The organism is Rothia sp. HMSC065C03, assembly GCF_001837295.1.
Taxonomy (GTDB): Bacteria; Actinomycetota; Actinomycetes; order Actinomycetales; family Micrococcaceae; genus Rothia.
The window spans coordinates 112,277-133,588 of record NZ_KV831988.1 but is presented as its reverse complement, the minus strand read 5'-3'; the positions used below and the strand labels follow the sequence as shown (position 1 = coordinate 133,588).

Below are 21,312 nucleotides of genomic sequence, written 5' to 3'. Positions count from 1 at the left end.
AAGCTCTAACGCTTAGTGGGTTTAGCCCAGTGCCTCAGCCAGCTGAATGCCCTGTGCCACGCCACCGAGGGTTGCAGCAATACGGATCAGGTCGTTGACCTGCTCCTTGGTTGCGCCCTCTTCACGCAGGGTGTGCTCGTGAGCCTCAACGCAGTGGGAGCAGCCGTTGACTGCGGACACTGCCAGAGCGAACATCTCGAAGTCCAGCTTCTCAATGCCACCGTTCTTGCCGATGATCTGCATACGCAGGTTTGCGCGCTGGTCATCGTATGCACCATTCAGGAAGCCACGGGTGCGGTAGAAGATGTTGTTCATGCCCATGATGGATGCAGCACCCAGAGCAGCCTCGTAAGCGGTGTCGCTCAGGTGCTCCTTAGCCTCTGCAGCAATCTCAACAACAACAGAGTCAACCTTGGTTGCTGCTGCGGTTGCGAGGATTGCGCCCCAGAGCTGCTGCTCGGTGAGAGAGCTAATGCGGGGCAGGGAGGACAGGTTGAGGTTCATGTCCTTCGCGTAGGAAGGCAGAGCCGAACGCAGGTTATCGATGCTCATGGATTACTTCATCTCCTTGAATGCGTCGATGGTTGCTGCACCCTTCTTCCAGTTGCATGCGCACAGCTCGTCGGACTGCAGTGCGTCCAGCTGGCGGAGTACCTCGTCGGTGTTACGGCCGACGGAGTCAGCGGTAATGGAGACCGACTGGATGGTGTTGTGGGGGTCGATGATGAAGGTTGCGCGGTCTGCAACGCCGTCCTTGTTCAGGATGCCCAGTGCTGCGGTCAGTTCGCGCTTGAGGTCGGATGCCATGACGATGGGCAGGTCCACGAGCTCTTCGTGGGAGCGGCGCCATGCGTAGTGGGTGTACTCGTTGTCAACGGAAACACCGATTACCTGGGTGTCGCGTGCCTCGAACTCGTCAGCGAGCTTGCCGAATGCAGCAATCTCGGTGGGGCAAACGAAGGTGAAGTCCTTCGGCCAGAAGAAGACGACGCGCCAGGTGTCTTCGTCCAGACCCTCGGAGGAGACGGTGGTGAAGTAGTCTTCGGGCTTGGTTGCTTCGATGTCAGCCAGCTTACCGGGGACAACGCCGGTGAGCTCGTATGCGGGGAACTGGTCGCCGATGGTCAGAACTGCCATAGTGTTCTTCTTTCTGCTTCGTGCCGCGCGGATTCGTTGCGCGGCGCTTGTTCTAAATGGTGCCCAGTGGGCGGGCTCTCTACTATTTTATTATGAATAATTCATAATAATCAAGTGATGACGCATTAAAACAGAAGTGTTTAACTATGATTTGCATCACCGAGCATCCTGGGATGCTCACAAAAGCTTTTCCGGCGCACAAACCTGAGGGTTTAAGCTCGAATCATGACCCCCGAACACAGTAACTTCTCAGAACACAGCGAACATGCAGAGCCCAGCCAGCCTGAACTCATTACCGAACGCCTCACCCTGCGCCACCTGCGCGAGGCGGATATCCCCGACATCGTAGAAGCCTGCCGCAACGAAGAAACCCTCCGCTACACCCGCATTCCCTTGAACTACACGCGCGCCGACGCCGAGGACTACCTGCTCACCACTGCCCGCCAGATTGCCGCCGGGCAAATCCAGCGCTGGGCGATTGACGCCTCCGGCGTGTTTGCCGGAACCATTGAATTACGCCTGGCTGACGGCACCCCCGAAGGCCCCGGAACCCGCGCCGAACTGGGCTATTACACCGCCCCGAAGGCGCGCGGCAAGGGCTACATGACCGAGGCGCTGCGAGCCGTCCTCGGCTACGCCTTCGACCCGCTCGGGCTGGGCCTCGAGACCGTCCGCTGGACCGCCCTGGCGGGTAACGAGGCCTCCGAACGAGTGGCGGTTAAAGCGGGTTTCACCGGCATCTACGACGATATTGACCCGAACTCCGGCCGCCCGGACGAGAACGGTCACCCCGTGCAGCATCGGGTGCGCCGCACCGATATGACCCGCGCGCAGTTCGCGGCGCTTTGGGCTAGCTAAACTGCGCTACCTGATGCCGAAGCCGCGGAACGAGCCGGCCGGCTCCTCCCACTCGACGAGCACCTCATCCACGCGGCCCGCGGTGTCGTCACCGCGCAGAACATCCACCAGGCGAGCGCAGGAGGCAGCGGTACCTTCCGCAACGACTTTCACGCGCCCGTCGTCAAGGTTTTCGGCGTAGCCGGTCAGGCCCATGGGCTTGGCGGTTCCGGCGCACCACCAGCGGAAACCCACACCCTGCACTTTGCCGCTGACGAAGGCGACGAGGCGGATATCGGCGGGTTCTGCCGGGGGGCGGTCGGTGAAGAAATCAAAGAAACCCATGGGTCCTCCCGGGGTCGTCTTATTGGGGTGGTCTGATGGGGCGCGCCAGCATTGGCGGTGCCCGGATTAGCTTTATAGCTTCAGTCTAGAGGGTTCAGAACGCTTCGGGGTGGCATCAGGGCGCCTGTTGCCCGGTTGCCTCGCGCACGCGTCGTGAACAGCTGAATTAGGGTAGAGCAACCGGAGCCGTGCCCACGAGGGGAGTAAGATGGGGTGATATTTATCAGCGGCAACGCTGAACACGCAGATATCTACCCGCAACGCTCATCCACTGGAGGATCATGAGTTCCCGTCCCAAGAAAGAGCCCCTCGTCGGTAACCCGGCGAAGGCACCGTACAAGCCCTGGCCTGCTCTCTGGTCCCTAGTTGTTGGCTTCTTCATGATTCTGGTGGACGGCAATATTGTCACCATCGCCCTGCCGCACATGCTGCAGGATCTGGATGCGTCGCTGTCGGCGGGTATGTGGGTGACGAGCGCCTACCTGCTGGCGTACGCTGTGCCGCTGCTCATTACTGGTCGTATGGGTGACCGCTTCGGTCAGAAGAACCTGTACATGATCGGTATGGGCATTTTTACGCTCGCTTCCCTGTGGTGTGGTCTGGCGGCGGACGTTGAATCGCTCATCGCCGCCCGCGTGGTGCAGGGCCTGGGCGCGTCGCTGATGACCCCGCAGACCATGTCTCTGATTACGCTCATGTTCCCGCCGAATGCGCGCGGTGTTGCGATGAGTATTTGGGGTGCGACGGCGGGTGTCGCCTCGCTGGTTGGCCCGATCCTGGGCGGCGTGCTCGTGGATGCCCTGAATTGGAGCTGGATTTTCTTCGTGAACATTCCGGTGGGTTTGGTCGGTCTGTTCTTGGCGTGGCGTAACGTGCCGGTGTTTGAGCAGAAGAAGCACAGCTTCGACTGGCTGGGCGTGGTCCTGTCGGCGGTCGGCCTGTTCCTGCTGGTCTTCGGCATTCAGGAAGGCTCCACCTACGACTGGGGCACCATGACCGATTCGTTCCTGGGCACCGGCATTGCGGTGAGCGTGTGGGGTCTGATTATTGCCGGCATTATGGTGCTGGCGCTGTTCATTGGCTGGCAGGCTATTAATCCGCGTGAGCCGCTGGTTCCGTTGAGCCTGTTCAGTGACCGTAACTTCTCTGTGTCGAATGTGGCTATTTCCGCTATGGGTGTGGTCGCTATCAGCATGGCGTTCCCGCTGACCCTGTACCTGCAGCAGGTGGAGGGCCTGGACCCGACCCAGGCTGCGCTGATGACTGCCCCGATGGCTTTGTTTTCGGGCGCGTTGGCGCCGGTGGTGGGTGCGCGTCTGAACCGTAACGACCCGAAGTGGATTGCGGTAATTGGTTTTACGCTGATGGTTGTTGGTTTTGCCCTGCTCCGCCCGACGATGGTTGCGGAAGGCAACCTGTGGCTGATGGTTGGCCCGATGATTATTCTGGGCGCGGCGAACGCCTGCATTTGGGGTCCGCTGTCGGTGTCTGCGACCCGTAACCTGCCGCCGCAGCGTGCCGGTGCCGGTTCGGGCGTGTACAACGAGACCCGCCAGATGGCGTCGGTGCTCGGGTCGGCTGCGATTACCACGATTATGGCTTCTGCGATTACCTCGCACCTGTCCGCATTGGGCCCGGCTGCCGCAGCGGGCGGTAGCTCTCACGGCAGCGCTGCTGGAGGCGTGCTTCCGCAGGTCCTGCGTGAACCCTACGCGGCGGCAATGGCTGATTCCATGATGCTGCCCCTGGTTGCCGCGGCGGTGGGCGCGGTCGTGTGCCTGTTCTATGCCTCCATGAAGACCTCCGAGGCGAAGGGCGCCGCACATAACGCTGGGGCAGAAAACGCCAAATAGAGACTTGCTAGAACAGTTTTACGTCATATTCGGTGCATAAACCTGAGATATGGTGCTATACCGGAGAAAATCTATATGCACTCTGTGTATGATGAAGCGGGTTATTGTTGCCCTGAGGTGTTGAAACCTCGTGAGAGCGCAATAACCCGCTGTAGAAGGACATCTTCGTGGAGATGGATTACATGCCGGGCCTGCTCGCCAGCGAGGATGAGCTCGACCGCATCACCGAATCCTTCGCCCAGCTTCCCCTCCGCAACCCGAACGGCACCACCGGCATCAACATCCACCTGGAGAAAGAGAGATGGCTAAAATCCCCACCTTGAGTTTGGTATTTTTGCCATTGTCTTCCTTGATTTGTTCAAGATCTTGAGCCAAAATCCTCACTTCCTCTTTCTAAAATCTAGTTTTTAAAAAAATAGGCTATCTACCAGAAGTAGATAGCCTATTTTTTATGAGATGCTTGGGTGCTTACGCTTTCAATTTGTCAAACTTTGCTTTGACATTCGCCTTGAATTCTTCAAGCTTAGCCTTGCGTTCGGCTTTACGTTCAGCCTTCATCTGTGCACGCGCCTGGTTGTAGAGGTCTTCTTGGACTTGCAGAGCTGCTTCGATTTCGGCTACGACGGTTGCTACATCCCAACGCACGATTTGGGTGTCGTACTTGGTGAAGTAAGCATCGATGACTGCTTCGTTGTCTTCTTGCACCAAGGCAACAACGGCTGTTTCACCGTTAGTCAATTTTTGAGAAACAACGTCAATCAGGCCAGCTTCTGCCGTATCAACGGTAGCACCAGCAACCAAACCATTGAGGCTACCAATACCATAACCAAACAAGACGCCGATAGGACCACCCAAAAGCCCGATAACTGCACCGAGCAAGCCACCTTTTAGGGTTGCATCCGTCGTTGAATCTTCAAAATCATAGCGTTCTTTTTCAACGATATGACCGTTTTCATTTTTGACCAGGGCGATTTGAGCAACCTTGGTCGTCTGAGTTTGGCGGAAAGCCTTCAAATCTGCAAAGGACTGATAAGCTTCGCTTTCGGTGTTAAAGACTGAAATTACTAGGTTTTCCATAGTTGGTACCTCGTTCCTAAAGACTATATATACATTGTAATACAGTTCTCTTTTTTTTGGGAACTACTTTTTGCGACAATTTACCTCGGCGGCAGCCGATAGGCTGAGCCCGAAAGCAAAGGGGCCCGGCATCCAATATGGATGCCGGGCCCCTGGTGTTTTAAATTCGCTGTCTTAGCGGCTCATGCCCCTTAGCGGGTAATGGTCGCCGAAGCAGTCAGACCAGAAATGTCCTGGTAAGCTACGCCTCGGCGGGCTCGTCCGGGGTTTTGTCGGCGAAGAGATCGAAGAATCCCACGGGAACCTCTTGCAGTTGCTCTAAAAATACATGGTACTTTAGGATACTGAGCGATGCGGCACCAACCTTGCGTGAGAGAAAAACACGCCCCAAACCCGTGAAGAGGCTCGGGACGCGTCCGCACTCAGCCGGGGCGGGTGCATCCGGCAAACCCTAGCGCAGCTTATTGCTGTTAGGCGCCGATGCGAGAGCCTGAGCTATCGGGGTGGGCCCGCCAATAAACGGGAGCGCCTTCCCAACCGTGGACGGGTCCTCAAGAACCGCCGCCAGCACCTGGGCAACGGTGGCCCGCGGAGTATTAGATTCGGCGCCGGGCGTGTGGGCGGGCTCAATCCCCAGAGTAATGCCGCCTGCCTCCTCAAGGGTGAGCGTCCCCGGCCCCAGAATCGTGTAATCCAGCCCCGAGCCGCGCAGGTGCTCATCGGCGATCGTCTTCGACTCGGCGTAGGCGTAAAAACTGTCATCAGGGTCGATGCCGTGCCCGGAACCCGCGCCCAGGTACGATACCATCACGTACCGTTTAATACCGGCCAGCCGCGCCGCATCCATCGACCGGATCGCAGCGTCACGGTCAATCGCATAGGTGCGTTCGGGGCCACCTACACCGCCCGCACCCGCGGACCACACCAGCACTTCTGTATGTAAATCCTTGAAGAGCTTCGCCATCTCCTCGGTGCTCAACGCGGTAATGTCAGCGACCACAGGGTTCGCCCCGCGCGTGACAATATCCTCTGACTGCTCCGGCCTGCGAATAAGCGCATTGACCGCATGCCCGCGCTCCACCAGCAGCGGCTCGGCCAGAAGAGCAACCTTGCCGTGCCCGCCAATGATCGTAACGTTAGCCATCGTATCCTCCTGTATGTTGAAAAATACTTGTATATCCAGAATAGGCTTGCTGTGCCGCAACGTCTATGGTTTTTCTTATGCTTCCCGAGAACGACAGATACCCGCATTCCCTGTGCTGATGCGCTCAAACAGCACCGCATGATGAGAATTCTCGTGCGGGGCTCAAGACGGCGTTATGATGAAGTGCTAGGTTTTTATTGCCCGGCGGCACCGATGACGTGAACGACAAGCCGAACTACCTGAGCGTCATGAACTATTGCTACCAGCTGAGGGTCTGGTTCCCGCGAAGGACTAGCCTCTAGCAGCTACCGGCGGTGCCCGATAGTCCAAGCCTTAAACACGGCGAGGGGCCCGGCATCCGTTATGGATGCCGGGCCCCCTTGTTTATGCTCGGTACTTTAGCGGGTGATGGTTGCCGAAGCGCGCAAACCAGCCAGATCCTTGAAGGTGTACTCGCCACCCTCGGTCAGCTGCATTGCGACGCTACCGCTGGTGATCTGAGCGGTGGTGGTCAGGGTGTAGCTGGAGGTCACCTTGGTAAAGTACACCGGAACCAGCGAAGCCAGCACCTGTGCGTAGCTCACGCCGTCCTTCGCGGTGGCTTCCAGGTAGTCGGAGGTGCGGATGTCCAGTACGCCGGTCCAGACGTTGTCCTCGATGGTCGGCTCGTAGAACTTCGCAGTGTATGCGATGCCGTTGAACGCCGCCACGGCGGGGTTGTTGGTCTTTGCGCCGCCCGCACTCTTGGCGAGTGCCGGGATCTCAACGTCGTTCTCGGTGTCCCACAGCAGCGGGTCGGTGACATCCGCGGCGGTGGGGAAAGTGAACTCGAAGGTCACCTGCAGGTGCGCCTGAGGGTACAGCCAGGAGCTGCCCTGGAACTCGCCCTTGGAGTTGATGGGTGCGGAAATCCACAGGCCCGCACCACCGTACAGGCCGGCGCCGACGCTACCGCCGGGGGTGAAGGTGCCGCCGCCGCGGCTCTGCGGGGTGGTGGAGGTTGCGGTGATGTTGGGTACCTGCACGGTGTAGGAGTCCAGGCCGTAGCGGGTATCAAAGTCGTTGGCGGGGTTCGAGTTGAACGCCTGAGTGAAGACACCGAACTTCAGGGTCGGGGTTTCCTGCGCATCGGTGGACGCCGCGTAGGCGGGTACCGCTGCGGCGGTTGCGATAACGGGGGCGCTCCAGACGGCACCCTTGACGAGGGAGCGGCGGTTCAGGTTGCGCGCGGTATTAGGGGAAGAAGTCATGGGATCTCTCTTGTCATTAAGAATGTGGTGATGCGTGTGATTTGAATTACTGATACTCTAATGTAATTCAGCTCATCTTCAAAATTATCTCAACTATTACCTCAATGTATGAACATTACGGCACCCAGCTCACCTAGCGCGTGAAACGGGAGCATCATGGAAACCGTGGAGAACGTCCTCCCGGCAAGCTCCACCGAAACACCACCGGTCACCACACACTAAGGAACACAACATGGCATTTCTGAAGAGCGCACGCGTCACGCTTGCCTCCCTCGCAGTGCTCTGCCTGGGCACTATCGCAGCCCCCGCAGCAAACGCCTACAGCCCCGACATTGACGGCGACGGCATCCCCAATACCTGGGAAATGAAGGGCTATGACGCCGACGGCGACGGCAAAATCGATGTCGACTTCCCCGCACTGGGCGCAGACCCCAAGCACAAGGACATCTTCGTCGAGATGGACTACATGGCAGGCCTGCTGCCCAGCGAAGACGAGCTGGACCGCATCACCAAGATTTACGCCGACCTGCCCCTGCGCAACCCCGACGGCACCCACGGCGTGAACATCCACCTGGACGCCGGTGACGCCCGCAGCGCCAAGTATAACCTCGGCGGCGGCAACGAAATCAGCTACCAGGCACTCGACAGCGAATTCAAGGCGCTCCATCGCATCAAGGCAACCGAAGGTAAGTTCAACCCCGCCCGCGAAGGCACCTTCCACTACATGATCTGGGGCGACTACTACGACAACAGCTACTCCTCCGGTATCGCTAACTTTGGCGGTCGTAACTTTATGGTCACCGTCGGCCCGCACTTCTGGGGCAAGGCAAGCAGCGACATCCGCGTGGCAGTGTTCGTGCACGAGCTCGGCCACAACCTCGCGCTGAGCCACGGCGGCTGGGACGAAATCAACTACAAGCCCAACTACTACAGCGTCATGAACTACCAGTACACCCTCACCGGTGTGCCCATGGCTGACGGTAGCCGCTACTTCGGCTACTCCACCGCCGAGTACCGCATGCTCAACGAGGCGAAGCTGTACGAGGCGCGCGGCTTCGGCCCCCGCGCGGCTGGCTTCCTGTACAAGGGTAAGCCCGCCAACCAGCCGATTGACTTCAACGGCAACGGCAAGATTGACACCGAGCCGGTGTCCGTGGACCTCAACGGTGACGGCATGATCACGAACCTGGGCGCGGCAAGCGATGTGAAGATGATCCGCTTCCAGGCGACCGAGCACCCCGAGAAGGACAAGGGCCCCGAGCACATTGAACCGAGCGGTATTACTGCTGAACACGCTCGTTCGCTGGGCCTGATTTAAGCGGCGCAACGCCAACAAAGAGCCCTGTCAGCTCAGTAAAATGGCATAGCAAAAGGTGCGGATACCGAATCATCATTCGGTATCCGCACCTTTACTCTATACAGCTTTTAGCTTAGCGCAGCGTGCAGCTCGGCACAGTGCTCAGCTCAGCAGCAGAGCCTAGACAGCCTCGCTCACGCGGCCGGTATCCACCAGCACCTGCGCAATGTGGCCCAGCGCCTCCTCATTCTGCAGCGAAGAAACATCGCCCAGCGAACGGCCCTGGTACAGCTCACCGAGCAGACGGCGAGTAATCTTACCCGAACGGGTCTTCGGGATATCGGCAACCGCCACAACGTCCTTCGGCTTAGCAATCGGGCCAATGTGCTCACGCACGTGCGCGGTCAGCGCCGCCTTCAGCTCATCCTCAGTCAGGTCCTTACCCTCATCGGTGAGCGTCACGTAGGCGACCGCCTGGTGACCGGTCAGCTCATCCTCCACGGGGCAGACACCAGCCTCAACCACAGCCGGGTGAGTCACCAGAGCCGACTCAATCTCAATCGTGGACAGGCGGTGACCCGAAATGTTAATCACGTCATCAATACGGCCGAGGATGTACACGTTACCCTCTTCGTCTTCCTTCGCGCCGTCGCCGGCCAGGAACCAGCCGCGCTCGCCGTAGTGGCGCCAGTAGGAATCCAGGAAGCGCTGCGGGTTCTGCCACACGGTACGAGCCATCGAGGGGCCAATCTTATCGACCACGATGAAGCCCTGCTTGCCGGGTTCGACCGGGTCGCCGTGCTCATCCACCACGCGGGTGGACACGCCGGGAACGGCGCGGGTAGCGCAACCGGGCAGGGGAGTGCAGTGCGGGGTGCCCTCCGGGTAGGTGCCCTCGGGCGCGAATGCCGGGTCGTGCGGGCGCGGGGAGCATACGGTCGAACCGGTCTCGGACTGCCACCAGGTGTCGATGAACGCCGCGGTGCCGCCGCCCACGTGCTGACGCAGCCAACGCCACGCCTCCGGGTTAATGGATTCACCCACCGAACCGAGCAGACGCACGGTCGAGAAGTCGTACTTGCCGGGCTCCGGGCCGTTCGGGAACGCACCCATGAGGGAACGAATCAGGGTCGGGGCGGTGTAGTAGTTGGTCACGCCGTAGCGTTCGATGACCTCAAAGTGGCGGCCGAAGTGCGGGGTGTTCGGGGTACCCTCGTAGATCACTTCGGACACGCCGTTAACCAGCGGGCCGTAAATTTCGTAGGTGTGTGCGGTCACCCACGCCAGGTCGGCGGTGCACCAGTGAACGGTGGACTCAACCTTTTCCGGGTCGTTGACCGCCGACAGCTCGTCGGGGCGCAGCACGCCGTTCTCGTCCACGTAATCCGGCAGCAGATCGTAGAGCAGCGCGTGGGTGTACGCGGTCTGCACCAGGTATCCAGCCATGGTGTGCACCAGACCCTTGGGCTTACCGGTCGTACCGGAGGTGTAAATAATGAACAGCGGATCCTCTGCGTCATGCAGTTCGTAGGCGTGGGTGTCCGGCTGGTCGTCAACCAGGTCGTGGTACCAGACGTCGCGGCCCTCAGTCCACGGCACAGCGGCGTGCGCTACCGGGTCGGAGGCGCTGGTGCGGTCCACCACGATAACATGCTCAATGTTGTTCTCACCGGAGCATGCTTCGTCGGCGTTCACCTTCACGGGAACGACCTTGCCGCGGCGGTTCTGACCGTCGGTGGTGATGAGAACCTTCGCGCCGGTGTCTTCCACACGGAACTTCAGCGCCTCGGCGGAGAAGCCACCGAAGACGAGGGAGTGGATCGCGCCAATACGCGCGCAGGCGAGGGTGAAGATAATGGTTTCGGGGATGACGGGCAGGTAGATGACTACGCGGTCACCCTTGCGCACGCCCAGGGACAGCAGGCCGTTTGCTGCTTTCGCGATGCGGCGCTGCAGCTCGGCGTAGGTGATGGCTTCGCGGTCGCCGGGTTCACCTTCAAAGTAGAGGGCGACCTTGTCGCCGCGGCCCGCCTCCACGTGGCGGTCCACGCAGTTGTAGGCGACGTTGAGCTTACCGCCCTCGAACCACTTAATTTCGGGGATGCTGAACTGTTCGATGCCTTCCTCATCGAAGCCGAGGGACTTCGGCTTCTCGAAGCGGTGCGCGGTGTGCCAGGGCTCAGCCCAGGTGAGGCGCTGCGCCTGCTTCTCCCAGAACGCGACGCGTGCCTCGTCAGATTCGAGGGCGGGGTTCGGGGTGGGGTTCAGCGGGTCGGTGAACGAGTAGGGGGTGGGCAGTCCCATTATTCTCCCATCGGTTGCTGGCATTAGCACCCTTGCTCGCCGTGCCGCTGTCTGTGTGACCGTGGGGTCTGTGTGTGCGTTGGCGAGGGGGTTGCTGCGACGTCACGGAGCCAGGTCTCTCGGTCGCTCTGGATGGTTTGCCTTCTTAGTAAAGCGCGCTCCGGGCCAGGACGCAAAGGGGACCGTCATATTCGGCATGCTGTGTATCGGTTCGTAATATTCCGAAATATTTAAAGACCCCGCCCCGCGCTCACTGCTGTGGGGCGCGGGGCGGGATTCATCATCATCATTCAGTAGGCGACAGGTTTCCCCGCCGACTTCTTTCTCCGGCGCGTAGCGATGATTAGCTCACCTTCGGGGAGCAGCCACGCGGCGGACATCTCTCCTAAAACTCAGCGCGTGCTGAGTGTTGCGTTTAGCTGTGGTGCTAATTGCTGGTGGCGTTAGTTGCTGGGGTACTTCGCCTTCACCCAGCGCTCGAAAACACCCACCAGCGCGTCGGTAATCTTACCGAGCACCGCCAGCGCCACAATGGCCAGCAGCAGGCGGTCGGTGCGGCCGTTGTTCTGCGAGTCGGTCAGCAGGTAACCCAGGCCCATGGATGCACCCAGCAGCTCAGCGGCGACCAGGAACAGCCACGCCTGAGCCAGCGCCAGACGCAGACCCGAAACGACCGACGGCAGAACCGCGGGAAGCTGAACCGTGGTGAACAGGCGCAGACCCTTCAGACCGAAGGCGCGTGCCGCCTCCACAAGCTTGGGGTCAACGTGCGCCAGAGCCGCAGAAACCGTGGTGTACACCGGGAAGAATGCACCAATAGCAACCAGGGTCACCTTGGAATTCTCACCGATACCGATCCACAGCAGAAGCAGCGGAACCCACGCCAGGGACGGCACGGCACGCAGCGCACCAATGGTCGGTGCGGCAATCAGACGCACCGGCGCAGACAAGCCAATCAGCGCACCCAGCACCAGGCCGAGCACGGCACCAATACCGAAACCAATCAGCACACGCTGAGTAGAAATCGCCACGTGGCGGCCCAATTCGCCGCGCTGCGCCAGCTCAACACCGGCGCTGACCACACGGTCGGGGGAGGGCAGCTGAACCTGGGTGAACACGCCGTTCGTGCTCAGAATGTACCAGAGGGCAATCAGTGCCAGGGGAAGAATCAGGCCCAGGTACTGCTTACCGGCGAACGGGTTCGACGGCAGCTTCACGGAAGAGGCACGCTTCTCAGCACGCTCAGCGCGAGCGCTGGAGGCGGCGGTAACCGTTGCGGCGGTCATTACTTCTCAACCACCTTTGCGATCTTCTCGACGGCTGCGCTGTCAGCCTTCTTCGCGAACTGGTCGTCCACAATGCTGTTCAGCGCCTTGTCCACGTCGGACTGGGAGGGAACGTCGCCGGACTCCACCAGAATCGGGCCGACACCCTTGAGAACCTCAACCTGCTTAGCGCCCGGAACCGGGTCGATATCCAGGTGGGTGCGTTCCATGACGACCTGGGCGGTCTCGTGCTTAATGCCGGACTCCTCCTCGACAATCTTCACAGCCTCTTCGGGGTTCTTCTTAGCCCAGGCGCGAGCGTACTCGTACACGTCCACGATGGTCTGTGCGGCGGTCGGGTTGGACTGAATGAACTTCTCGGTCGCGTTCAGGAAGCCGTAGGTGTTGAAGTTCAGGTTGCGGTAGAAGAGCACGTCGCCGCTTTCCACCTCGGCGGCAGCCATGATCGGGTCCAGGCCGCTCCACGCGTTGACCTGACCGTTATCCAAGGCGGTGCGGCCGTCGGCATGCTGCAGGTTCTGAATGGTCAGGTCCGAAGCGGAAATACCCTCCTGCTTGAGTGCCTGCAGCAGCAGGAAGTACGGGTCGGTACCCTTGGTCACGGCAACGGTCTTACCCTTCAGGTCCGCAACCTTGGTGATGCCCGAATCCTTGCGGGTCACCAGAGCCGACCATTCCGGCTGCGAGTAGAGGCTAATGACCTTGATGGGGGAGCCATTAGCGCGTGCCAGCAGCGCCGCCGAACCGGCGGTCGAGCCAACATCAATATTGCCGCTACGCAGCGCCTCATTCGCCTTGTTCGAACCGGCCGACTTGACCCACTCAACCTTCTTACCCTCGGCGGCGAGGGCGGTCTCAAGCCAACCCTTCTTGCGGATAATCAGGGACAGCGGGTTGTAGGTCGCGTAGTCAATGGTCACGGTGTTCTGATTGCCACCACCGGCAGCACCGGAGGCGTTAGCGGAACCGGAACCTTCACCGGCGCAGGCGCTGAGCAGAGTAGCAAAAGCGGCGGCTGCGGCAAGGGACTTGAGGGCGGTACGGCGAGACGGGGAGTAAGTCATGATGAAATCTTTTCGCTTCTGAAGATGATGATGTGATGTGTGAGAAATGCGTTTCGTGGCGGCTTTAGGCGTTATCTTCCACGCCGAGCTCAGCCAGCAGTTCGCTGCGCAGCGCCGTGATCTCTGCATCGGCGCGGTCACGCGGGTGAGAGCGGTCAACGGTCACAATGCGCTGGATGGTGGCGGGCGCCTCCGGGGTGTCCTTACCGAGGACAATCACCCGGTCAGAGAGGTACAGCGCCTCTTCCACATCGTGGGTGACCAGCAGAATCGTGGTCGGATCTTGACGGTGCACGTCCAACAGCAAATCCTGCATGTTGATGCGGGTCAGCGCGTCTAGAGCACCGAAGGGCTCGTCGAGCAACAGCACGCCGGGGTTGCGTGCGAGCGCTCGCGCCAGGGACACGCGCTGAGCCATACCGCCTGAAATTTCCTTGGGACGGTGGGTTGCGTATTCGCCCAGGCCGACCAGGTCGAGCAGGCGCGCTACGGATGCTGCGCCTTCAGATTTTTTGGTGCCCTGCGGCAGTCCGAGTGCCACGTTGTCGGCGACGGTGCGCCAGGGGAGCAGGCGCGGTTCCTGAAAGCCGATAGCTACGCGGGGGTCGAGGCCGGTCACTGCCTTCTCGCCGATACGCACGGTACCTGCGGTGATGCGGTTCAGGCCTGCTGCTGCACGCAGGAGGGTGGATTTGCCGCATCCGGAGGATCCGATGACGGAGATAATCTCGCCGGGGGCTGCGGTGAAGGAGACTCCGCGAAGAACTTCGTGGGTTCCGCCGGGCACGGGGAAAGACTGTCCGACGTCTTCAAAGCTCAAGGGGACGGCGGCGGTGGATACGGCACGGCGGCCGTTCTTTTCACTGGTGGGTACGTCAGTTACTGCACTGTTGAGTGTCATGTCACTTCCATCGTTCCTGGCGTTAGCACCGGGGGCGGAAGAATCCGTGTCGGTTGCTGCGACGTCGTGGAGCCAGGTCTCTCAGTCGCTCTGGATGGTTTGCTTCTCCCACCCTATGGGCTGTGGCGTGCCTCAATCAACCCGGCGGGCGCGTATGAATTTCTATGACCGTATATTTCGCATTTATCACGAAATATTTCGGTTCTACGTCACAAAAAGATTTTTTCGTCACAAACGTGACCTCCCTCCCGCGCGCCCCGTACACTCAAACCACGAGATCATGAGTCCCGGCGCTAAGCTCTGGCTAGCCGGGCGGCAACCCTCTCCCGTAGCGGGGTGCCCCAGATGATGATCTGGCCTCAACGAGAAGAGGCAAGTACGGCGCGAACGCGCCACCTGCACGAAGGCCACCACCGAACGCAGAAGGCAAGAAGGAGGCGGCGCGCGGGGTGCAGGGTACAACCCCGATCGTCCCCGATCATTCGCGAAAGGAAAATCGATGGCTGAGCAGAAGAAGCGCATCGTAGTTAACGCATTCGAGATGACCTGCATTGGTCACCAGAGCTTCGACCTCTGGCGTCACCCGCGCTCCCGCGCAACCGAGTACAACACCATCAAGTACTGGACTGACCTGGCTAAGACCCTTGAGCGCGGCCTGTTTGACGCCGTGTTCATCGCTGACGTGGTCGGCATCTACGACGTGTACAAGAACTCTGCCGCTCCCGCCATTGAGGGTGCCGCTCAGGTTCCCGTGAATGACCCCGCAACCCAGATTTCTGCAATGGCTGCAGTGACCGAGCACCTCGGCTTCGGTGTGACTGCTGCCGCTACTTTCGAGCAGCCCTACACCCTGGCTCGCCGCTACGCCTCCCTCGACCACCTCACTGAGGGCCGCGTCGGCTTCAACGTGGTGACTTCTTACCTGCCTTCGGCTGCTGAGAACCAGGGCCTGCCCACCCAGATCCCGCACGACGAGCGCTACGAAATCGCCGACGAGTTCCTGGACGTCTGCTACAAGCTGTGGGAAGGCTCCTGGGAAGACGGCGCAGTCGTCAAGGACCGCGAGCGCGGCGTCTATGCTGACCCCTCCAAGGTCCACCCGATTGGTCACAAGGGTAAGTACTTCTCCGTGCCCGGCATCTCCCTGACCGAGCCGAGCCCGCAGCGCACCCCCGTGATCTTCCAGGCTGGCGCATCCAGCCGTGGCCAGCAGTTCTCCGGTAAGCACGCTGAGGCTGTGTTCATCAGCGCCCTGCGCCCCGACCTGACCCGCTTCGTGACCGACCGTATCCGTGCCGCTGCCGAGGAGCAGGGCCGTAGCCGCGACGACGTGAAGATCCTGGCAATGCTCTCGGTCATCGTGGATGAGACCGAAGAGAAGGCAAAGGCAAAGTACGAGGAGTACAAGAAGTACATCAACCTCGACTCTGCACAGGCTATCATCGGCGGCTGGTCCGGTGTTGACCTGTCCCAGTTCGACGAGGACGAGGTCCTGAACTACGTGCAGACCGAGTCGATTCAGTCCTTCCTGACCCCCTTCACCCTGCAGGCGAAGGACAAGAAGTGGACCCGCAAGGCCATCGCTGAGCACACCACCCTCGGCGGCATGGGCGATGTCATTGTTGGTGACCCGGTTCAGGTTGCTGACGAGCTGGAGCGTTGGATCGATGAGGGTGGCCTGGACGGCATCAACCTGGCATACCACGTCTCCCCGGGCTCCTTCGAGGACTTCATCGAGTACGTTGTTCCCGAGCTGCAGAAGCGCGGCCGCTACCGCACCGAGTACGAGGGCAACACCCTGCGTGAGAACATCTTCGGTAAGGGCCACACCAAGGTTGCTGACTCCCACCCGGCTGCTAAGTACCGCGGCGCATACGTGGGTAAGCCTTCGGCTGCTGACACCCCGGCTCGCGCGATCGCTGAATAAGCGTTGCCGCTGAAGCGTGCCGTGTAGGTTCGCTCAAACTTAACGATTGAAAACAAGAACGCCCGTTCTGCTGGGGATGTGTATCCTCGGCGGAGCGGGCGTTTCTTTATACTGGGTGGCATGACTGAACTTAACCATGATGACCGCTGCCCCTGCTCGAGCGGCGAGGTGTACGGCGCCTGCTGCGGCAGGTTCCTGGGCGAGTTTGCCGCCTCCGGCACGCTGACTGCTCCCGCGCCGGAGCAGCTGATGCGCTCGCGTTTTACCGCGTTTGCGACCGGGGATGCGGCGTACTTGCTGGCGAGCTGGCATCCGAGTACTCGCCCGCCCGCCTTGGAGTTGGAGGATAATATCCGCTGGTATCGCCTGGATATTCTGGGTGCTTCGGGTGGTCCCTTTGACGCCTCCGGTACGGTGGAGTTTATCGCCTACTACCGTTCGGTGCCGGGCACTCCTGCGGAGGAGCGGGTGAAGGGCAGTATGCATGAGCTGTCGCGCTTTGAGAAGGTGGACGGCGCCTGGTTCTATGTGGATGGTGACGTCCGCTAACTCTAGCTCTCGTCGCCCCTGTCTCGTGCAGGGTGCGGGCACATAAAGAAATGGCAGAATCATTCCGAAACCGGAACGATTCTGCCATTTCTTGTTTTAGTTAGCTTCTATCTTTTAGAAGCTTTTCAAGATATTTCTCTAAACGAGAGGCTACCTCCAGCTCACGGTCAGAAATAATGCCGGTATATTCGTGAACCGACCTCGAAATACCGTCATGAAGGCGATATATCTGTTTTCCAGAAAGCGTCGGGATATCTCGACGCTCTTGAGAATTAAGAACCGAAGACAAAAGAATAATGTCTCGGAAATGCCGACTTTTATCGGAATCTCCATTGTTGAGCAGAGCCGATACCTTCTCGTAAAGAGCGCCCAAACCATCAGGAACATTGACTGTAAATTGGCGGTCAGCGCAGAGTACAGATGCTTTACGGGTGCGTTCAAGCCCAAACTGGGCACCACGAGTCTCTAGCAGGCGACCAAACCCCGGATACTCATAGGTGCGAGCGGCCTCCGACTGTCCCGAAGGAATGAGGATATCTATCTGAGCTTCACCTCGAACCCACCGGTGATTTTGACCTGATGCATTGAATCCGGCAATTGAAAATCCGGCATTGTTAAGAGCCTCATGGAATTGGTGAATATGCGCTCTTGACGCACGAATATCAAGAATAACGTCGATATCGTGAGTGGAGCGAGAACCCGCGTAGCTTCGTTCTGAAGCCAACAAACGCATCATGCTTCCGCCAGCCAGGGACCATCCTTGCGGCATAATCTCTGAGATATCAGCCAGACCAAGCCAAGAGGAACGCTCTGCCCCAATAGCAGGAATCAAAATAGGGGATGCGGTCATAACTAAGAGGCCTTCCTGAAAACAGAATCTTGAAGAATGCGTTCTGCCTCAGCGGAACTTCGCGGATCCCCCAAATCTAGAAGATCTACCGCCACATGCAGGGGCAGAATATGGGGCGGGTCATCGCATTCACGCAAGATAACATTCGCTGAATCTGCGGACGCCGGAACCAGATTGTACAGAAAAATGATGTTCTCTAAATCCTGATGCGAGATATATGCATCAACCATTGAGCCGTACACCTGCGAAATATCGCTACTAATGCCGGTCAGCGACAACGCAGGGTCTTCCAAAATTGCAGGAATTTCAGCGGGAGGGGCTTGTAGGTGATGCACTTTCAACCCGCGGCGGGCTCGGTATCGTTCAACAGAAGCTGGACCCTGTTCCTGAATCGCTGAGGCGCGTTCTTTTGCCCTGCGGCGTTCCTCAGCAGATAGAACAGACAACTGCCCATCGCAGTAACGCGCCAAAGCGTTGAATGCTTCAAAAGAAATAGGGCGGCCAGCATTACTGCGGTGTGCTGCGGGAATGGCTTCGACAACCCAGCGGCTTCCCAACTTACGCCCCTGGAGCATTCCGCGTTCTAGGCGGGCGCGTACGCTTCGCTCTGAAACCTTAGCTTCTTGAGCATACTCTTGAACGGACATCATGGCAGAATCATACCGGAAACGGAATAATTCTGCCATGATTTTTCCTTGCACCCAGGCGCGATAAGGAACGTGTAAGAGCGAATCAGATACACAAAAGGCAGGTCCTTCGGCAGCTTGAAAACTTACGTTCTCAACTGCCTCAGGAACCTGCCCTCAGCAAATATGTGCTCCGTTGGACTTAGTGGGTCCAGCCGTTAATGATGCCCATACCGAAGTAGATTACGAACACCGCGGAGACCAGGTACATCAGCCAGTGCACATCCTTGCCGCGGCCCTGCACCAGGCGAATGAAAGTGTAGGACACGAAGCCTGCACCGATACCGTTCGCAATCGAGTACGACAACGGCATGAAGATAATGGTCAGGAACGCCGGGATGCCCAGGCCCCAGTCGGTCCAGTCAATGTTCACGGCCTGGCGAATCATCAGGAAGCCGACCACGACCAGAGCCGGGGCGACCGCCTCGAAAGGAACGATGGTGACCAGCGGCGAGATGAAAATCGCCAGCAGGAACAGCACACCGGTCACAATGTTCGCAAAACCGGTGCGTGCACCCGCACCAATACCGGTAGCGGACTCCACGAAAATCTGGTTCGCCGAACCGGACGCGCCACCACCGACAACGGAACCGAAAGCGTCCACGAGCAGGACCTTGTCGATGTCCTCAACCTTGCCGTCCTTCATGGTGCCAGCCTCGGCGGCAAGACCCACCGAAACGCCCATCGCGTCGAAGAACACGGACAGCAGAATGGTGAACACCAGCAGCGACGCAGCCAGCGGACCGATGTGGGTAAACGCGCCGAACAGATCAGCGGAACCGATGAGGGAGAAGTTCGGGGTGGTGAACTTCATGTCCGCCAGGGAAGGCACGTTCAGCGACCAGCCGGTTGCCGACTCCTTCACGGAACCGGAGGGGACAACCGCCTCCAGAATCAGGGACAGCGCGGTGGAGGCGAGCACGCCCCACAGGATCGCGCCCTTCACGTTACGGATGAACAGGGCGATGGTGAAGAACAGGCCGAAGAGGAAGACGAGGGTGGGCCAACCGAGCAGGTGACCGCCCGCGCCAAGGCTCACCGGAACGGTGGTGCCAGCTGCGTCAGGCATGCGGCGGATAATGCCGGAGTCGACCAGACCGATAAAGGAAATGAAGAAGCCGATACCGACCACAATCGCGGTCTTGAGCGACTCAGGGACCGCCTCAAACACCGCGGTACGGAAGCCGGTGAGCACCAGAACGGTCATGATTAGACCGGCAAGAACGACCAGGCCCATGATGTCTGCCCAGGTCAGGTTCGGGGTGGTGGCAATGGTGGAGGCGAGCAGCGCATTCACGCCCAGGCCAGCCGCCATCGCGAAGGGCTGCTTGGCGATAACACCCATGAGGATGGTCATCACGCCGGCAACCAGCGCGGTCACAGCCGCGACGGGTGCGATACCGAGGGTGCGTTCGGATGCGTCAGCACCGGTACCGATGACGAGGGGGTTCAGCACCACGATGTAGCTCATGGCGAAGAACGCGGCGAGGCCGCCGCGGAATTCTGCGGCGATGGAGGAGCCGCGTTCGGAAATCTTGAAGTAGCGGTCGAGTGCGCTGGTGGGCGCTGCCGCCTTCTGGGGTTCAGACATGTGAGGATCCGTTGATGTTGTTCGGTGTGTACTGTGTTGCGCCGCCGGTTTCCGCCGCCGGTTTCGCGGCTAAAGCTCGCGGGTAAATTTCACGGGCGAGGCTCGCGGGTAAGTCCCGGGTTGGGCGCCACGATGGTTCAACCATTGTAGGCGCCGCCTCCTAGCTTGTGCCGTTGAAACGCGTTGTGTGCGGCGGTTCAGTCGGTGATGTGGTGTTTCCCCGACCCCTGCAACCAGAATTGGGTAGTTGGGGTAGAGGGAAGAATAGCGCAGGGCGGGGTACCGGCAACCCAAAGGTGCCGATACCCCGCCCTGATGGTGCCCGCGTCTCCACGTGTGGAGGGTGAGACACCTGATGTATTTAGTGCATCCAGCCGGTAATCAGGCCGTTAGCGAAGAAGATGAGGAACACTGCGGAAACCACGTACATGAGCCAGTGAACTTCCTTGCCGCGACCCTGCACCAGGCGGATGAAGACGTAGGACAGGAAGCCTGCGCCGATACCGTCCGCGATGGAGTATGCCAGCGGCATGAAGATGATGGTCATGAACGCGGGGATACCCAGACCCCAGTCGTTCCAGTCGATGTTCACTGCCTGGCGGATCATCAGGAAGCCAACGAACACCATTGCGGGTGCAACAGCTTCGAAGGGCACGATGGTGACCAGGGGGGACAGGAAGATCGCGACGAGGAACAGTGCGCCGGTGACGACGTTCGCGAAGCCGGTGCGTGCGCCCGCGCCGATACCGGTTGCGGACTCCACGAAGATCTGGCTTGCGGAGGAGGAGGTGCCACCGCCGGCTACGGAGCCGAGGGCGTCCACGAGTAGGACCTTGTCGACGTTCTCGATCTGGCCGTCCTTGATGGTGCCTGCTTCGGTTGCGAGACCGACGGAGGTGCCCATTGCGTCGAAGAACGCGGAGATGAGGATGGTGAAGATCAGCAGAACAGCTGCCATGCCGCCGAGGGTGCCGAAGGCACCGAACAGGTCAGCGGAGCCGAACAGGGAGAAGTTGGGCAGCTTGCTGGTGTTGGAGTCCCAGACGGGGACGTTCAGGGACCAGCCGGTGGGGGAGGCCTGCGAGCTGCCGGAGGGCACGACCTTCTCCAGGATGATGGAGAGGGCAGTGGAGGCGAGCACGCCGTAGAGGATTGCACCCTTCACGTTGCGGATGAACAGCGCAATGGTGAGGAACAGGCCGAAGAGGAAGACG

The 21,312-nt window shown here is 59.7% G+C and carries 18 protein-coding genes, 2 pseudogenes and 2 riboswitches; of the genes and pseudogenes, 6 read left to right on the top strand and 14 right to left on the bottom strand.

The window, feature by feature from the left end; genetic code table 11:
• Window positions 1-21: 21 nt before the first annotated feature.
• Together HMPREF2605_RS03975 and HMPREF2605_RS03970 are read right to left on the bottom strand one after the other, a co-directional pair.
• Window positions 22-552 carry an alkylhydroperoxidase, AhpD family gene (locus HMPREF2605_RS03975; protein WP_005507263.1) on the bottom strand — a complete coding sequence of 177 codons (531 nt, stop codon included), beginning with the start codon at window positions 550-552 and terminating at the stop codon, window positions 22-24.
• 3 nt (window positions 553-555) lie between these two features.
• Window positions 556-1,137: a peroxiredoxin gene (locus HMPREF2605_RS03970; RefSeq protein WP_005509190.1), complete on the bottom strand. Its 582-nt coding sequence runs from the start codon at window positions 1,135-1,137 to the stop codon at window positions 556-558.
• Between the two features lie 225 nt (window positions 1,138-1,362).
• On the opposite strand from HMPREF2605_RS03970, the gene HMPREF2605_RS03965 reads away from it, so the two are divergent.
• The gene (locus HMPREF2605_RS03965) at window positions 1,363-1,995 is read left to right on the top strand and encodes a GNAT family N-acetyltransferase (RefSeq protein WP_070847026.1); all 633 of its coding nucleotides are present in this window, start codon (window positions 1,363-1,365) and stop codon (window positions 1,993-1,995) included.
• A gap of 6 nt (window positions 1,996-2,001) precedes the next feature.
• Here HMPREF2605_RS03965 and HMPREF2605_RS03960 read toward each other — a convergent pair whose 3' ends face one another.
• Window positions 2,002-2,319 (bottom strand): acylphosphatase, encoded by a 318-nt coding sequence (locus HMPREF2605_RS03960; RefSeq protein ID WP_070847024.1) that lies wholly within the window; start codon window positions 2,317-2,319, stop codon window positions 2,002-2,004.
• Between the two features lie 281 nt (window positions 2,320-2,600).
• On the opposite strand from HMPREF2605_RS03960, the gene HMPREF2605_RS03955 reads away from it, so the two are divergent.
• Together HMPREF2605_RS03955 and HMPREF2605_RS03950 are read left to right on the top strand one after the other, a co-directional pair.
• The gene (locus HMPREF2605_RS03955) at window positions 2,601-4,172 is read left to right on the top strand and encodes a DHA2 family efflux MFS transporter permease subunit (RefSeq protein WP_070847022.1); all 1,572 of its coding nucleotides are present in this window, start codon (window positions 2,601-2,603) and stop codon (window positions 4,170-4,172) included.
• A gap of 155 nt (window positions 4,173-4,327) precedes the next feature.
• A pseudogene (locus HMPREF2605_RS03950) lies at window positions 4,328-4,465 on the top strand (C4-dicarboxylate ABC transporter substrate-binding protein); the annotation flags it as partial.
• A gap of 175 nt (window positions 4,466-4,640) precedes the next feature.
• Here the strand turns inward: HMPREF2605_RS03950 and HMPREF2605_RS03945 are convergent.
• From HMPREF2605_RS03945 to HMPREF2605_RS03935, 3 genes are all read right to left on the bottom strand, one after another.
• On the bottom strand, window positions 4,641-5,249 hold the full coding sequence (locus HMPREF2605_RS03945) for a DUF1269 domain-containing protein (RefSeq protein ID WP_044150839.1): 609 nt from the start codon (window positions 5,247-5,249) through the stop codon (window positions 4,641-4,643).
• Window positions 5,250-5,700: 451 nt separating this feature from the next.
• Complete coding sequence (locus HMPREF2605_RS03940) at window positions 5,701-6,393, bottom strand: SDR family oxidoreductase (RefSeq protein WP_044151027.1); 693 nt, start codon at window positions 6,391-6,393, stop codon at window positions 5,701-5,703.
• A gap of 398 nt (window positions 6,394-6,791) precedes the next feature.
• Entirely contained in the window at window positions 6,792-7,643 is an 852-nt protein-coding gene (locus tag HMPREF2605_RS03935; protein ID WP_070847020.1) for a transcriptional initiation protein Tat, read from the bottom strand.
• A 232-nt stretch (window positions 7,644-7,875) separates the two neighbouring features.
• Here HMPREF2605_RS03935 and HMPREF2605_RS03930 point away from each other — a divergent pair, with 232 nt between their 5' ends.
• Window positions 7,876-8,961, top strand: a complete 1,086-nt coding sequence (locus HMPREF2605_RS03930) for a zinc metalloprotease (RefSeq protein ID WP_070847018.1) — start codon at window positions 7,876-7,878, stop codon at window positions 8,959-8,961.
• A 159-nt stretch (window positions 8,962-9,120) separates the two neighbouring features.
• Here HMPREF2605_RS03930 and HMPREF2605_RS03925 read toward each other — a convergent pair whose 3' ends face one another.
• The 4 genes from HMPREF2605_RS03925 to HMPREF2605_RS03910 form a co-directional block, all read right to left on the bottom strand.
• Window positions 9,121-11,244 carry an AMP-binding protein gene (locus HMPREF2605_RS03925; RefSeq protein ID WP_070847016.1) on the bottom strand — a complete coding sequence of 708 codons (2,124 nt, stop codon included), beginning with the start codon at window positions 11,242-11,244 and terminating at the stop codon, window positions 9,121-9,123.
• Window positions 11,245-11,687: 443 nt separating this feature from the next.
• Entirely contained in the window at window positions 11,688-12,530 is an 843-nt protein-coding gene (locus HMPREF2605_RS03920) for an ABC transporter permease (RefSeq protein WP_012904248.1), read from the bottom strand.
• Window positions 12,530-13,594 carry an aliphatic sulfonate ABC transporter substrate-binding protein gene (locus tag HMPREF2605_RS03915; RefSeq protein ID WP_044150835.1) on the bottom strand — a complete coding sequence of 355 codons (1,065 nt, stop codon included), beginning with the start codon at window positions 13,592-13,594 and terminating at the stop codon, window positions 12,530-12,532. Before HMPREF2605_RS03915 ends, HMPREF2605_RS03920 begins: the two co-directional genes overlap by 1 nt.
• Before the next feature lie 64 nt (window positions 13,595-13,658).
• Window positions 13,659-14,495, bottom strand: coding sequence for an ABC transporter ATP-binding protein (locus HMPREF2605_RS03910; protein ID WP_049327389.1), 837 nt, complete (start codon window positions 14,493-14,495; stop codon window positions 13,659-13,661).
• Between the two features lie 4 nt (window positions 14,496-14,499).
• Window positions 14,500-14,596: riboswitch (SAM riboswitch) on the bottom strand.
• Between the two features lie 175 nt (window positions 14,597-14,771).
• A riboswitch (SAM riboswitch) is annotated at window positions 14,772-14,880 on the top strand.
• Window positions 14,881-14,994: 114 nt separating this feature from the next.
• On the opposite strand from HMPREF2605_RS03910, the gene HMPREF2605_RS03905 reads away from it, so the two are divergent.
• Together HMPREF2605_RS03905 and HMPREF2605_RS03900 are read left to right on the top strand one after the other, a co-directional pair.
• Entirely contained in the window at window positions 14,995-16,422 is a 1,428-nt protein-coding gene (locus HMPREF2605_RS03905; RefSeq protein ID WP_070847014.1) for an LLM class flavin-dependent oxidoreductase, read from the top strand.
• Window positions 16,423-16,542: 120 nt separating this feature from the next.
• Entirely contained in the window at window positions 16,543-16,971 is a 429-nt protein-coding gene (locus tag HMPREF2605_RS03900) for a YchJ family protein (RefSeq protein WP_070847012.1), read from the top strand.
• 100 nt (window positions 16,972-17,071) lie between these two features.
• On the opposite strand, the gene HMPREF2605_RS09255 is transcribed toward HMPREF2605_RS03900, so the two are convergent.
• The 4 genes and pseudogenes from HMPREF2605_RS09255 to HMPREF2605_RS03880 all read right to left on the bottom strand — a co-directional run.
• The gene (locus HMPREF2605_RS09255; protein WP_083324844.1) at window positions 17,072-17,821 is read right to left on the bottom strand and encodes a hypothetical protein; all 750 of its coding nucleotides are present in this window, start codon (window positions 17,819-17,821) and stop codon (window positions 17,072-17,074) included.
• 2 nt (window positions 17,822-17,823) lie between these two features.
• On the bottom strand, window positions 17,824-18,507 hold the full coding sequence (locus HMPREF2605_RS03890) for a hypothetical protein (RefSeq protein ID WP_070833395.1): 684 nt from the start codon (window positions 18,505-18,507) through the stop codon (window positions 17,824-17,826).
• Window positions 18,508-18,649: 142 nt separating this feature from the next.
• A complete protein-coding gene (locus HMPREF2605_RS03885; protein ID WP_070847008.1) occupies window positions 18,650-20,098 on the bottom strand; it encodes an NCS2 family permease in 1,449 nt (482 codons plus the stop codon).
• 361 nt (window positions 20,099-20,459) lie between these two features.
• Window positions 20,460-21,312: pseudogene (locus HMPREF2605_RS03880) on the bottom strand (NCS2 family permease); the annotation flags it as partial.

Bases quoted from the DNA above. Each gene is read 5' to 3' on its own strand.
- HMPREF2605_RS03955 (WP_070847022.1), top strand. From the start codon at position 2,601: ATGAGTTCCCGTCCCAAGAAAGAGCCCCTCGTCGGTAACCCGGCGAAG.
- HMPREF2605_RS03930 (WP_070847018.1), top strand. From the start codon at position 7,876: ATGGCATTTCTGAAGAGCGCACGCGTCACGCTTGCCTCCCTCGCAGTG.
- HMPREF2605_RS03965 (WP_070847026.1), top strand. From the start codon at position 1,363: ATGACCCCCGAACACAGTAACTTCTCAGAACACAGCGAACATGCAGAG.
- HMPREF2605_RS03890 (WP_070833395.1), bottom strand. From the start codon at position 18,507: ATGGCAGAATTATTCCGTTTCCGGTATGATTCTGCCATGATGTCCGTT.
- HMPREF2605_RS03910 (WP_049327389.1), bottom strand. From the start codon at position 14,495: ATGACACTCAACAGTGCAGTAACTGACGTACCCACCAGTGAAAAGAAC.
- HMPREF2605_RS03975 (WP_005507263.1), bottom strand. From the start codon at position 552: ATGAGCATCGATAACCTGCGTTCGGCTCTGCCTTCCTACGCGAAGGAC.
- HMPREF2605_RS03915 (WP_044150835.1), bottom strand. From the start codon at position 13,594: ATGACTTACTCCCCGTCTCGCCGTACCGCCCTCAAGTCCCTTGCCGCA.
- HMPREF2605_RS03960 (WP_070847024.1), bottom strand. From the start codon at position 2,319: ATGGGTTTCTTTGATTTCTTCACCGACCGCCCCCCGGCAGAACCCGCC.
- HMPREF2605_RS03940 (WP_044151027.1), bottom strand. From the start codon at position 6,393: ATGGCTAACGTTACGATCATTGGCGGGCACGGCAAGGTTGCTCTTCTG.
- HMPREF2605_RS03885 (WP_070847008.1), bottom strand. From the start codon at position 20,098: ATGTCTGAACCCCAGAAGGCGGCAGCGCCCACCAGCGCACTCGACCGC.
- HMPREF2605_RS03925 (WP_070847016.1), bottom strand. From the start codon at position 11,244: ATGGGACTGCCCACCCCCTACTCGTTCACCGACCCGCTGAACCCCACC.
- HMPREF2605_RS03945 (WP_044150839.1), bottom strand. From the start codon at position 5,249: ATGGAAAACCTAGTAATTTCAGTCTTTAACACCGAAAGCGAAGCTTAT.
- HMPREF2605_RS09255 (WP_083324844.1), bottom strand. From the start codon at position 17,821: ATGACCGCATCCCCTATTTTGATTCCTGCTATTGGGGCAGAGCGTTCC.
- HMPREF2605_RS03900 (WP_070847012.1), top strand. From the start codon at position 16,543: ATGACTGAACTTAACCATGATGACCGCTGCCCCTGCTCGAGCGGCGAG.
- HMPREF2605_RS03970 (WP_005509190.1), bottom strand. From the start codon at position 1,137: ATGGCAGTTCTGACCATCGGCGACCAGTTCCCCGCATACGAGCTCACC.
- HMPREF2605_RS03905 (WP_070847014.1), top strand. From the start codon at position 14,995: ATGGCTGAGCAGAAGAAGCGCATCGTAGTTAACGCATTCGAGATGACC.
- HMPREF2605_RS03935 (WP_070847020.1), bottom strand. From the start codon at position 7,643: ATGACTTCTTCCCCTAATACCGCGCGCAACCTGAACCGCCGCTCCCTC.
- HMPREF2605_RS03920 (WP_012904248.1), bottom strand. From the start codon at position 12,530: ATGACCGCCGCAACGGTTACCGCCGCCTCCAGCGCTCGCGCTGAGCGT.